Genomic DNA, 10,701 nt, shown 5'->3' with positions numbered 1-10,701 from the left:
GCGCTTGAGCATCACCGCCAGCTCCGTCATGCTGATTTTGTCGGTGGGTTTGCCATGGATGTGAATGTCACCCCCGCCGCCGCCAGCGGCTGCAGGCCCACCATCTGCCAGGCCACGGATCACGTCCGCATGCTTGGCAGGCAAAATCATCTCGCGTGCGTGCGTCTGCACAATCGGGTTCACATTGCCCGGAATATCGAAGCCACCTTCAGCCGAGGCCATGGCGCCAAACGCCATCACGCCCGCATAGGCCACCCCCGCCGCTGCCGGTGCCAAAAATGGCCCCACGTAGGGAATGCCCACAATCGCGTTATAAGCCCCACCCGCCGCCGCTACCGCATTGCTGTTGAGCTGTGACAACGCCGTAGTCTTGGATGACAGCCGCATCTTGATCTGGTTAATGAGCCAGTCTGCCGCCATCTTGGACGCCGTTTGCGCCATGGTCTGGCCAATGGAAGCAAACAACCCCTTGATGCCCGAGCTGGTGATCGTCATGGTGCTCAGCATGCTCTGCAGCGAGGTTTGCAAGTTGCCCTGTACCCCTTGAAAAAACTGCGTCTGGTAGCGCCCAGACTCCACCGTGGCCTGCTGGCGAATATGCCCCAGGCGCACCTGGTGCGCCAACTCCAGCGCCTCAATCTCGGAGTTGATCTTCTCCACTTCTATCGGGTTCTTATCTTTGTCCAGCAGCGCAATCTGCAGGCGCTCCTGCACCGCCTCGCGGGCAATCGCGTTGCGCCGGTTCTCAAACGCAGCTTGTTCAGCCAGCATCTGTGCCTGCGTGATGGTGCCAAGCTGCAGTGCGGTTTGCACCGCCTGCTCCTCGATCGTCACAGTCTGCAGCCGCGCATCACGTTCGGCCTGCACCCTGCTGGCGCGAATGGTGCGCTCCTGCTCGGCCGCTTGGCGTTGAATCTCCACAATGCGCTTGGCCGACTCCTCGAACTGCTTGGTGCCCTCTTGGTACTTGGCCTGAATCTCCAGCTCCAGGCGCAGGCGTTCGGCGGTGTTGTTCTTGTAGGCTGCAGCCTCTGCCTGCAGCGTGGCCACCTTGACCTCAAAGTTATTTTTGATGCCCGCCATCTCAACCTCGGCTGACTTGCGAGCGAGCGCATTGCGCTCGCCATCACTCAGGCCCTTCACGGCCTTCAGCTCGTCCCAATATTTTTTCTCAGCCGCTTTGCTCATCTCCCGGAACTGCCCGGCCAGCAAGCCTTCTCGCTCAAGCGCCGCCTTGTCCTCCGCGAGCTTGGCCTCCCATTCAGCCATGCGCGAAGGTGCAGCAACAGCCGCCTCTTCTTTGGGTTTGAAATGATATTGCGGCCCTTGATTGTCTGACGCAGGGGCAATCTTTGGGGCTGGCAGGGGCTTGCCAAAGTTGGCTTTTAGCCGCTCAAATGCGGCTTCATTTTTTTTATATTCCTCATCACGCGCCTTGCCGATCGCCCGGAATCCTGCCATATCGCCAGTGAGTAACGCACCGGCTTGCGCCGCCATGGCTCCAATTGAATCGCCCGTGTCTTTCAGCTTCAGCCAAACAGTAGACGCGGCAAAGCCGACGCCCTCCAGTACTGTGGCAAATACCTGCCCCATCACAGGGCCCTCTTCGCTCATGAACTTACCCAAACGGGTGAATACTGGCAACAGTTGGTTGCCGAACTGCGTTTCAATACTCCTGCCGACCAAATTCAAATCACGCATTTGTGCGCTGTATTGCTTGCTCATGGCCACGCCTTCAGGGCCTACGATCAAACCCAGTTGCTTGGCTCGCTCCTCGGCATCACTCATAACCTCCGAAGTAAGCCTCAGAATCCCTCGGATTTCAGTCCAGCCCTTGCCGTAGGCTTGTTGACCCGCAATGTTTTGCTCAATCGGGTTTTTAATCTCTAAAAGCTTTTGGTTTACCTCGCCCATGAGCTCAGTGACCGGGCGATATGCGCCGCTCACATCACGAGTCTTGACACCTAAGACGTCAAAGGCTTGAGCGTTCCCTTGAATTTGCTTACTCATCTTCATCGAAGCATCGGTATAGACGCTTGTATCAATTCCCAAGTGGTTCAACGCCACATTCATGATGCTGGCCTGCTGGGTGGTAATACCTAGTTGCTTGCTCATCTTTCCCGCTTCACCGTTCCACTCGTTGGCATCACTGATGAATTTTTTGAGCGCACCACCACCAGCCAGAACAGCAGTCATTCCAGCAAACCCCTTGGTTATCATGGATACGGAGTCGGCAATTCGCCGGAACTCAGAGGTAATAAGGCCGCTTGCATCGGCCGCAGACTTCGCGGCCTTTTTCATTCCCGCTTCGAAATTCGAAGGGTCGGCGGTAATATCTGTTTTATATTCTTTGCCGTCGGAGCTCATTTCGCGCCCCCAAAAAACCGGCTGGCTGCATGCCGTTCGGTGCTGCGAATTTCTGCTTTTTCTAAGGGCTTGCTTTGAATGCCCATCGCGCAACTGACTGCTTGGAGCATGTTGCTAACATCGATTAACCCGGAAACATCGTAGTTACTTATCGTGGGGTAATTCCGACTCAGTGCAGCATGCACCAAGGAAACGCAGGCGTCTACCGAATCAATGACATCGATATTGGCCACGTTTTGAAGTATTGAAATTTCTCCTTTTAATCTCTTTAAGTCGCGTGCAGTAAGCGACGGGATGATAAAAATTTGCCCGTCTCCAAAGTCAAACGCAGTCCCTTTGAATGGCAGTGGTTGGGCGGTGCATTGGGTAGTATTTGCCGCCAGCGAGACAACTGAACTTCCAGTATTTGACATAAATTTCTCTTTTCAATGTTGTGAGCGAGGAAATTAACTATTTTTTCCCCGCAAATTTATAAACCTTACCTCTGAATAACGGGCTGTAAGAACTCGCCTCCAGGCGAATTTTTAACGCAATGTCCAGCTATTTCAAGGAGATTAAAGGACGTGGTTTTTAGCGGGCCTTCAGTGTCCGGCCGCTCAGCTTTTATGAAGCTTCGAATCGATGCAGAGGGGCTGGGTGGCGCTGGTTGTTGACGCTTATTAGTTCCCTTTTTTGCCGCTGCTTTGGTCACGCCAGCCAAGGAAAAAGACGCCTTGCAAATCCTGAAGAAGCGCGTCCCTTCACGCGCTGAAATATGAATCTTCAGAGGCGCAGTGATTGCTGCCACCCTTGCAATGATGTTCACGTGATTTCTCCGCCGTGACTGAGTTGGCATAAATCGCAGGCGCTCACTGCAACCATCAGAAAATAAACCCAGCGATTGAATCATCTGACCCGCGCCAATATCGCAGCTCACGCGAAATGAGTTTTGCAAGACTTCCAATAGTTCAAGTGCCAGTGATTGAACCGCCCTCAGTGATTGGCGGTCATCGCCAATCGTAGGCATGGCGTCTGCGATGCGATAGTGCTGGGTTTCCTCAAGCAATGCTCGCAACAGCGCCCGAATCATTAACCAAGTGAGTCCGAGACGCCTTAATTCTTGCAATTGACCAATGGCCATCAACCGTATCAACGGGGATGGAAAAGCCTTGCGCATGAAGGGCAGATACATATTTGGCGCTTGTGCTGCATGGCGCAGGTTCATAAATCAAGGGCAAATATCTCAGGCGTAATTTGATAGCAGGTAACAGGGCTATTGCCCATGCCGGGCAGGCGGTGTTTTGAATCAAAGGGCCTGCCCTTGCTTGGGATCAAACAACCATGCTCCACAAGCACATGCGCCACCGCTTTGTAGTCAAAGCCTTGGCAAATCTCAGAGCGGAAGCACTCAGGCAAAACAAAATAATGCACGGCCCCGCCCGCATCCAGCACATAAGAAAACGAAGGCTCAAGGCCTCGATCCTTGGCCCCAATGTCTTTGAACGGCTCACCGTCAGCACAATACACCCGCCGGAATCCCGCCCGATTTAGCGTTTTTGAATTGTGGTCATCGCCTTGACGGTGCCACAGTGCAAAACGGCCTTCGCCGTTGACCTCCAAAAAGCGCCGCACGGCCCGCAACATGGCCACAATCTCACCGTTTCCATTGCCACCACGGGCAGCCAGCCAGGCATTAAAGCAAGCCGTAGCAGCCCGCTCACTCTCACCCTCTGGCCAGCCAGTCAGGCCCGCCTTTGTGGCCAGCTCACCAGCCGCACCCACCAGCGCAAAGCGTGCCCCTACCCGCTCAACCTGCCCGCTTGAATCCTTGGGGATCAACTGCGCAGCCAGGGCGTTTGATGTGGTTTTTATGCTGGCCTTCAGCGTGCCCGCGTTGGTGGTCAACCACTCCAGCCAGGCGCGGCCCGGGGCACCGTACACGGCCAAACCCTGCCCGGTGATGTGCTTGGCAAACGCGGCACCGCCTTCAAATCCGTGCAGATTCTCAAACGCACCCAAGCCCACGCCCGCATCGGCCGGAATGTCTGCCATGCGTACTTCCTGCCCGGTTCGGGTTCGTTTTTGTCCTTCTGCCATGTGGTCAGCAAGCCCCAATTCACCAGCACTCAGAAACAGCAAGCGCCAAACTTGCCGGGGGCGTGCTGTTCCACCACGAGTCGCACGGGCTTTGCCTTGTTCGTTTGCCAGCATATAGGCGCATTCGCCCGCCGTCTTGGGGTCTATCTGTGCCAGTTCGTCAAGAATCAAAACGCAGTCGCTGTGCTGTGCGGCTGTGGCTTCTAACGCGTTGTCTGTGCTTCGCCAGCGTTGCAGGTAGCTGGCTCCTCCATTCACGCTGGCTGCCAGTTTCAGGGCCGTGGTCTTGCCGCTTGAACTGTCGCCACGGTAATGAAAGCCCCCCGATTCCATGCCCGCCGGGCGCAATAGCGGCCCGGCAAAGGCACAGGCCACGGCAAACGCCAAGCGTGAATTTCCTACGCACAGAGCGCCCACACGGTCACGCCATTGTTCAGGCGTGCCCTTGGTGCGGAATGTGTTTTCAACCGCGTTGTCACTCTGAAAAACAATGCGTTCAGCATCATCCCCAATGGTTTCACGGGGCAACACAAAGGCGGTGCCGTGCCAGCCCACGCGGTCAGTGCAACTGGCAAATTCTTCAGGCGTGCGAGTTTGTATGAACTGGGTTAGTAGGTTGCGGGCGCGGGGCGTGGTGGAGATACGCAGGCCCATATTCAACAGCGTGGAGCGGTATTCGCCGCCGTCAGCGGACAACATACGGGCAGGCATCGCCCATTGTTTGACATGGCCCAACGGGTCAGCAAAAGCCACGAAGTATCCCCAGCCGCCGCCGTCTTGGTCACGCGTCAAGGCCTCCACATCCAAGCGGCTGCAAATCCATTCGGGCGGCTTGCGTTTGCCGTCCTGGTCAGCGCCAGTGAACCACACGCCGGAATCATCCACGGTGAACGGGTCATAGATGCGCTCGCCGTCCACAGCAACGGCCCCGCCGGGCTTACGCCGCTTGCTTGGGCTGTCAGTGCCTGCCTTGTCGGCTTGCGCAGCGTGGGCGGCCGCTTGGCTGGCCTGGTGCGCTTCAATGGCGGCATCTACGATGCAGCGCACCGGCTCAAGGCCCGCCGCATGGTGCAGGTCGTTGAAGTCGCTGCCACCATCGGGCAAACCCACAGGGAACACGGCCAGGCCATGCACCGCACGGGCCGCCGCCTTGGCTTTGTCGCGGCCGGGGTTGTGGCCCTTGTCGGCATAGGTTTGCAAATCTTCATCGCCACACAGCACCAGCAACGCGGCCGGGTGTGCCAGGTACAAGGCTTTGGCCACATGCACCAGGTTGCCAGCATCAAAGGCACACGCCACCGGGCGGCCGGTGGCCTCGAACAGGCTTGCGGCCGTGGCGTAACCTTCAGCCACCAGCAACACCGAGGGCGCGGGGGCCGTGTCGCCGGTTGCCTCAAGGCTTGGCATTGTGCCCAGCAAATGCCACAGGCCAGACTTGCGCCCGCCCTTTAAAAATAGCTTGTCGGTGCTGCCGTTGGCGGGCTTGCTGGGGGCAATGCGTTGCACGTTCCACAGCTTGCCTACTTCATCGCACAAAGGCACCAGCACGCGGCCATCAGACGCAAAGCGCAGGCCGTGGGCTTGCACGCCCTTGCGGGTCAGGTAGGCGCTTGCCCCCGTGTCGCTGGCATCGCGCCACAGTAACGCGGCCTCACCGGCTGCATGGGCGTGGGCGGCTTGTTGCTTGTCTTTTTCGGCTTGGTCGCGGGCGGTCTTTTCGCGTGCCAGGCGGGCCGCTATTTCAGTGTCTGGTTTGACGGGGGGTTGATCCATCTTGAGAATGACAAAGCCATTTTCTTTAGCCAAGTGCAGCAGCGTACCAATGCCAACGCCGCCGCCCGCCTTGATACTATTCCAAGTTGAGCGGGTCGATTTGAGGTTGTAGCCGTCCGCCGTTTGGCTCCATTCATCGAACAAATCGAAGCCGGTCAAATCTTCAAATTCAGACTTGATCGCCATGCCCACACGTGCCCATTCATCGCGTTGCAGGTTTGCCGAAACGTATTGCAGGGCCGAACGGATCAGCTCAGGGGTGATGATGGTTTTCATGTTTGCTCGGGCCTGTCTGGTGCCGTGCTTTTGGCGTCCTTCATTCGCAAACGACGCAGGTCACGCACGCACTGGATGCCCATGTTCAGCTCGTTAGCGCAGGCGTCTATTTGGCAGGCTATTTGCTGCAAAACATCGCCGCTTGTATCGTCAAAGCTGCGCCAGTTATTAACGGATTCGTTGCAGTTTTTAAGGCTATTTTTGAAATCAGGAAAGTAGTCCGCTTGGCTTGAATAAAGTTCCAAAGTCCGCCGCGCCTCGGCTGCAAACGCAGCCATTTGCGTGACTTTTCCAAGGTAGAAAAACTTCTCTGAGAGTGTTTCCACCAGCTCATTAACGGTATTGACTGCCGCGTCAATATCGGGGGCTGCGTTGGCTGCTTTGTTGGTGGCTGCGCTCATACCATCACTCCGAAAAGTTCGGCCAGCCGATAAAACTCACTTAAATCGCAAAGCGTTTCTTCGGCAATGTCCAAGAGCTGCAAATTAACAGCGTGATTTTCGTCTGTAGAGAGACTATCCCGTACCGCTGAAACAAGGGCATAAGTCCTATTCGTCTTTTCCTGCCATGCTGAAAAGGTTGCGCTCAAATTAATTCGGGTTTGTGCGTCGAAGATCATGCCGTCACCCCGCCGATAGTCAACTCATTGCAAGCCTGTTTGAGCATGGACACGGCCCGCATGGCCTTGGCTGTAGCAGCCTGAATGCCTTGCTGGGTGTCGGTGGTGCGGATGTAGTGAAGTGCCATAGACAAGGCGTTTTCAATGGCTTGTTGCCGGGCTATCGTGGGCTCTACTTTGGGTGCCGTCAGTGCTGGGTACCGGCGTTGAATGATGCGGGTATGCAGCAAGCGGCCCAGTGTGGTGTTTGACGTGATGGCGGGCGTGGTGCCCAGGGGTGCCGCTTTGGGCGTGGTGGTGGTCATGGTTTCGGCTCCTTGTCGAGACTGAAAAACCACTCGCTGACTTCTTAGATCAGCAGAATGGACGTGGGGCTTAAGAACACAAAACAAGTTGTGCGGCCATCCTTGCGGGTAGACCCTCCCCACGTCCAAAACCTTAAATTTTGGGCATGAAAAAACCTTGCTGACGGGAAGGTAAACCGCTTGTTTTGTGGTGTTCTTAGCACCGGGGAGGACTTTAGCACGGCTTCGCGCCAGTCTGCAAATTGTTTTACGCATATCGTTTCTATTTTTATGTGTTTTAAGGCTCTAGCCCTTGTGGGCATTGCGCAAGCAGCTATTTATTTAGAAGCAAATTTAGCGGCCCGCTTGTATTGCGGCTGGTGTCACTACCCTCTTAGAGAAGGTATTGAGGGCACAAAGCCAGGGTGTAAAACGTCAGGATGGCCAAGTTCAGAGGCGGCCAATTGTTCGCCGGTCACGGGGTCATAAACGGTAAGCCTGCCGGGGTATTCAAACCGCACCAACACAGAGCAATCTCCTTTGCCCATGCGCTTTTGAAACAATGGGTTTTTGATATTCAAGCCGGTGAAGGTTGCCGCTTGCCGCAGGCGGTGCTCAGCAGCCTTTATGGCTTGTTCCTTGATATATTGCGGGCCGGTATTCATGCTTGTGCCCCGGCTTGGATGCGCTCATTGCTCAAGGCATCAATCGCGGGCGTTGGGCAGCACGTTGCAGGCGCAGCGGGCAGCATGGCGATATGCAGGCTGATACACGCTTGCACCATTGCATTGACGGTGTTGTTCGTGTTGCGTCTTTCAGCCAATGTATTGCAGTAATGGGGTGCGAATTCCTTTTCACACGCCCGTTTATAGCCCTTCACGATCTCAATCACGGCATCTAAATTAGTAATATTTGGCGTGGGTTTGGCAGTGGTCTTTTGATTGCTGGCAGCACAACTGGGATCTATTTTTTGAGCGTGGTTCATTGCTGGCCACCAGTCGTGACGCGGGCATTAATCCAACTGTCGATATTTTCCTCGCGCCAGGCAACAGCGCGGGCAGACAAACGAACAGGTGACGGGAATGTTTTATCCTTGACCCCGGCATAAATCGTGGATTTTTTCAATCCAGTTTTAATTTCGACTTGCGGCAAACGAATCAGGTTGCCAGGCTTCGGGGTGAAGGGCAGGCGGCCATCATGGGCCGCTGGAGTCGCGCCATGCATCGGTTGCACGGGCTGGGGTTGTTGGTTTAATCGGTTCATTACGGGCCTCAATAGGTTGTTGAAGTCCGTAGTTTTCCCGTTATGCCAGCACCTAGATAGAAAAAATAAAGGCCCCTATCAAGATTGACGGGGGCCTTTATTTTTCCTTGACAGACGCGCCGTTACATGTCATTGAATTTGTAAATAGCCTCAAATTTATCAGCATTTAGCAAATTCAGATAGCCCTTGTTTTGCATTTTTAGTGCTGCTTGATAGGCAGCTTTGATGCGCTTGTCTCGCTGTTTTGACTCGGCGTCATTTATTTCACCCGGTGAAAGTACTTCTCCAATTTCACTCACTGTGGCACCAGCGGCAATGGCATCAAGAATGCGCAGTTGCTCAATATAAATTCGATTTGAAAGAACGCGGGCTACGTTCGGTTTGACAGTACCTTGCTTAATCCCGGCTTCACGCAGCTCCCTTATTTTGCCCTCCACCATTTGCAGCAATGTCTCTAAAGGGGTGGAAAGATCAACCGGGATCAGCACTAGCGGCCCTTCAACTTTTCCAAAGAAAACAGGTTTAAATCGTTCTTCTGCTCCTGCGTCATGGAAACCATAGGCGTCAATTAAACTTATAAAAACATCAAATCCACTGTCATCATCGGGTAATAGATTCGAGGGAATCAACCACTTGTCATTAAAGTAAGTTAGCCAATATTCATGGCGCTCACTGCATATTTCTTCATAGGCAGTAAGCATGATTGACAATTTTGAGGGACAGTCAAAATATTCAAAAGTCTCTTGTAAGTCCTTCGGATTATTGAAGCACCACTCATAAACCTCGGCTAGAAATTTCTTGCTATCCGCTTGGTATTCCGGATTTCGGCGCAAAAACTCCCAAACTGTTTTATTGGATGCAAAATCATTTACTAAACTTGATTTGTAGGGCTCTGGGTCTCGCCAGTTTGGTCGAATAAACATGCAACCCCTTCAGGTGCGGCCTTCATTAGGTGCCACGCCAGGCCGGTGAAGGTATCCGACTTTTCCCCTTTGCGGATCAGGCGCAGGGTAGACGTGTCAAGCCATATTCTATGGGCGAGCATTAACCTCAACGCTGGCCACCTGCCCGGCATCGACTACCGGGCATGCTCTGCACCTGGTAGAGGTACGGCACCAGCTCACCGTGCATTTGCTCAGGTGAAAGTCGTTGCACCGGGTGAACTGGTCGTGGTGGCGTCGTCGTTGGCAATGGTGGCGCTTACGTCCCCGACAACAGCCCGGCCCGCCATGCTGGCCACGGCTATTTTCTCCAAAACATCACCGTCATAAGTCAGGTATCAGGACGCGATACCCACCATTTTGCATTTTTAAAGCCGCCTGGTAGGCCGCCTTAATGCGTTTATCTCGCTGTTTTGACTCGGCGTCATTGATTGCACCAGGTGCAAGTACGTCTCCAATTTCACTTACTGTGGCACCAGCGGCAATGGCATCAAGGATGCGCAGTTGCTCAATATAAACCCGGTTTTCAAGCATTCTATTTTTGCGCGTTACCACTACACCTTCTTTAATCCCCCTATCGCGAAACTCCCGTATTTCGCCCTCTACTATTTTTAGCAATGCCTGCAATGGCATTGAAAGATCAACCGGGATCAGTACAAGCGGACCTTCCACTTTGCCAAATAAAACAGGTTTATAAAGTTCAGGGGAATAGCAAGATTTATAAGTAAAAAAATCTCGATGGTTATCGTCTGTTGTCTCGCCAAAAAAAATATCCCAGGTAGCGTTAAAGTGATCGCTCCAAAACGTCCAGCGGGTTTGGGAATTCTCCCTGAAGCAGGTATTTTTAATATACAAATCATCCCCTAACTCCAAAAAACCCTCTGTTTTCTGAAGGAGTTTTGGATGGTCTACGCACCATTTGCAAACCTCGCTCCGGTATTCATCAGTATCTTTTTGGTAGTCTGGATTTCGTCTTAAAAATTCCCATGCAGTGATGTTTGTAGCGTCATCATTCAAGTGAATTGACTTGTAAGGAACTGGGTCTCTCCAGTTTGGTCGAATAAACATGCAACCCCTTCAGGTGCGGCCTTCATTAGGTGCC

General features: G+C 53.9%; 12 protein-coding genes and 1 pseudogene. 1 reads left to right on the top strand and 12 read right to left on the bottom strand.

Going from position 1 to position 10,701, the window contains the following annotated elements; genetic code table 11:
- From WCG50_RS14395 to WCG50_RS14345, 11 genes and pseudogenes are all read right to left on the bottom strand, one after another.
- A pseudogene (locus WCG50_RS14395) lies at window positions 1-2,196 on the bottom strand (hypothetical protein); the annotation flags it as partial.
- Between the two features lie 167 nt (window positions 2,197-2,363).
- Entirely contained in the window at window positions 2,364-2,780 is a 417-nt protein-coding gene (locus WCG50_RS14390; RefSeq protein ID WP_336900294.1) for a hypothetical protein, read from the bottom strand.
- Between the two features lie 65 nt (window positions 2,781-2,845).
- Complete coding sequence (locus WCG50_RS14385) at window positions 2,846-3,571, bottom strand: hypothetical protein (RefSeq protein WP_336900293.1); 726 nt, start codon at window positions 3,569-3,571, stop codon at window positions 2,846-2,848.
- Window positions 3,568-6,492: a DUF927 domain-containing protein gene (locus tag WCG50_RS14380; RefSeq protein WP_336900292.1), complete on the bottom strand. Its 2,925-nt coding sequence runs from the start codon at window positions 6,490-6,492 to the stop codon at window positions 3,568-3,570. The genes WCG50_RS14385 and WCG50_RS14380 overlap by 4 nt, the downstream gene beginning before the upstream one ends.
- Window positions 6,489-6,893 (bottom strand): hypothetical protein, encoded by a 405-nt coding sequence (locus WCG50_RS14375; protein ID WP_336900291.1) that lies wholly within the window; start codon window positions 6,891-6,893, stop codon window positions 6,489-6,491. Before WCG50_RS14375 ends, WCG50_RS14380 begins: the two co-directional genes overlap by 4 nt.
- Window positions 6,890-7,111 (bottom strand): hypothetical protein, encoded by a 222-nt coding sequence (locus WCG50_RS14370; RefSeq protein ID WP_336900290.1) that lies wholly within the window; start codon window positions 7,109-7,111, stop codon window positions 6,890-6,892. Before WCG50_RS14370 ends, WCG50_RS14375 begins: the two co-directional genes overlap by 4 nt.
- Window positions 7,108-7,416: a hypothetical protein gene (locus tag WCG50_RS14365; RefSeq protein WP_336900289.1), complete on the bottom strand. Its 309-nt coding sequence runs from the start codon at window positions 7,414-7,416 to the stop codon at window positions 7,108-7,110. Before WCG50_RS14365 ends, WCG50_RS14370 begins: the two co-directional genes overlap by 4 nt.
- Before the next feature lie 365 nt (window positions 7,417-7,781).
- Complete coding sequence (locus tag WCG50_RS14360; RefSeq protein WP_336900288.1) at window positions 7,782-8,060, bottom strand: hypothetical protein; 279 nt, start codon at window positions 8,058-8,060, stop codon at window positions 7,782-7,784.
- Window positions 8,057-8,380 (bottom strand): hypothetical protein, encoded by a 324-nt coding sequence (locus tag WCG50_RS14355; protein ID WP_336900287.1) that lies wholly within the window; start codon window positions 8,378-8,380, stop codon window positions 8,057-8,059. The genes WCG50_RS14360 and WCG50_RS14355 overlap by 4 nt, the downstream gene beginning before the upstream one ends.
- Window positions 8,377-8,658, bottom strand: a complete 282-nt coding sequence (locus WCG50_RS14350) for an AlpA family transcriptional regulator (protein WP_336900286.1) — start codon at window positions 8,656-8,658, stop codon at window positions 8,377-8,379. The genes WCG50_RS14355 and WCG50_RS14350 overlap by 4 nt, the downstream gene beginning before the upstream one ends.
- A 122-nt stretch (window positions 8,659-8,780) precedes the next feature.
- The gene (locus WCG50_RS14345) at window positions 8,781-9,581 is read right to left on the bottom strand and encodes a DUF2285 domain-containing protein (protein ID WP_336900285.1); all 801 of its coding nucleotides are present in this window, start codon (window positions 9,579-9,581) and stop codon (window positions 8,781-8,783) included.
- A 93-nt stretch (window positions 9,582-9,674) separates the two neighbouring features.
- Here WCG50_RS14345 and WCG50_RS14340 point away from each other — a divergent pair, with 93 nt between their 5' ends.
- Window positions 9,675-9,929 carry a hypothetical protein gene (locus tag WCG50_RS14340; protein ID WP_336900284.1) on the top strand — a complete coding sequence of 85 codons (255 nt, stop codon included), beginning with the start codon at window positions 9,675-9,677 and terminating at the stop codon, window positions 9,927-9,929.
- On the opposite strand, the gene WCG50_RS14335 is transcribed toward WCG50_RS14340, so the two are convergent.
- Window positions 9,924-10,667, bottom strand: a complete 744-nt coding sequence (locus WCG50_RS14335) for a DUF2285 domain-containing protein (protein ID WP_336900283.1) — start codon at window positions 10,665-10,667, stop codon at window positions 9,924-9,926. The genes WCG50_RS14340 and WCG50_RS14335 overlap by 6 nt on opposite strands.
- Window positions 10,668-10,701: the final 34 nt, after the last annotated feature.

This window comes from Rhodoferax sp., assembly GCF_037143375.1.
GTDB lineage: Bacteria > Pseudomonadota > Gammaproteobacteria > Burkholderiales > Burkholderiaceae_C > Rhodoferax.
Note: the sequence above shows the minus strand (reverse complement) of the source record. Positions and strands in the feature narration are given on the sequence as shown.

Excerpts from the sequence above, each read along its gene's own strand:
- WCG50_RS14360 (WP_336900288.1), bottom strand. The coding sequence starts at position 8,060 with ATGAATACCGGCCCGCAATATATCAAGGAACAAGCCATAAAGGCTGCT.
- WCG50_RS14385 (WP_336900293.1), bottom strand. The coding sequence starts at position 3,571 with ATGAACCTGCGCCATGCAGCACAAGCGCCAAATATGTATCTGCCCTTC.
- WCG50_RS14355 (WP_336900287.1), bottom strand. The coding sequence starts at position 8,380 with ATGAACCACGCTCAAAAAATAGATCCCAGTTGTGCTGCCAGCAATCAA.
- WCG50_RS14365 (WP_336900289.1), bottom strand. The coding sequence starts at position 7,416 with ATGACCACCACCACGCCCAAAGCGGCACCCCTGGGCACCACGCCCGCC.
- WCG50_RS14335 (WP_336900283.1), bottom strand. The coding sequence starts at position 10,667 with ATGTTTATTCGACCAAACTGGAGAGACCCAGTTCCTTACAAGTCAATT.
- WCG50_RS14345 (WP_336900285.1), bottom strand. The coding sequence starts at position 9,581 with ATGTTTATTCGACCAAACTGGCGAGACCCAGAGCCCTACAAATCAAGT.
- WCG50_RS14375 (WP_336900291.1), bottom strand. The coding sequence starts at position 6,893 with ATGAGCGCAGCCACCAACAAAGCAGCCAACGCAGCCCCCGATATTGAC.
- WCG50_RS14390 (WP_336900294.1), bottom strand. The coding sequence starts at position 2,780 with ATGTCAAATACTGGAAGTTCAGTTGTCTCGCTGGCGGCAAATACTACC.
- WCG50_RS14350 (WP_336900286.1), bottom strand. The coding sequence starts at position 8,658 with ATGAACCGATTAAACCAACAACCCCAGCCCGTGCAACCGATGCATGGC.
- WCG50_RS14380 (WP_336900292.1), bottom strand. The coding sequence starts at position 6,492 with ATGAAAACCATCATCACCCCTGAGCTGATCCGTTCGGCCCTGCAATAC.
- WCG50_RS14370 (WP_336900290.1), bottom strand. The coding sequence starts at position 7,111 with ATGATCTTCGACGCACAAACCCGAATTAATTTGAGCGCAACCTTTTCA.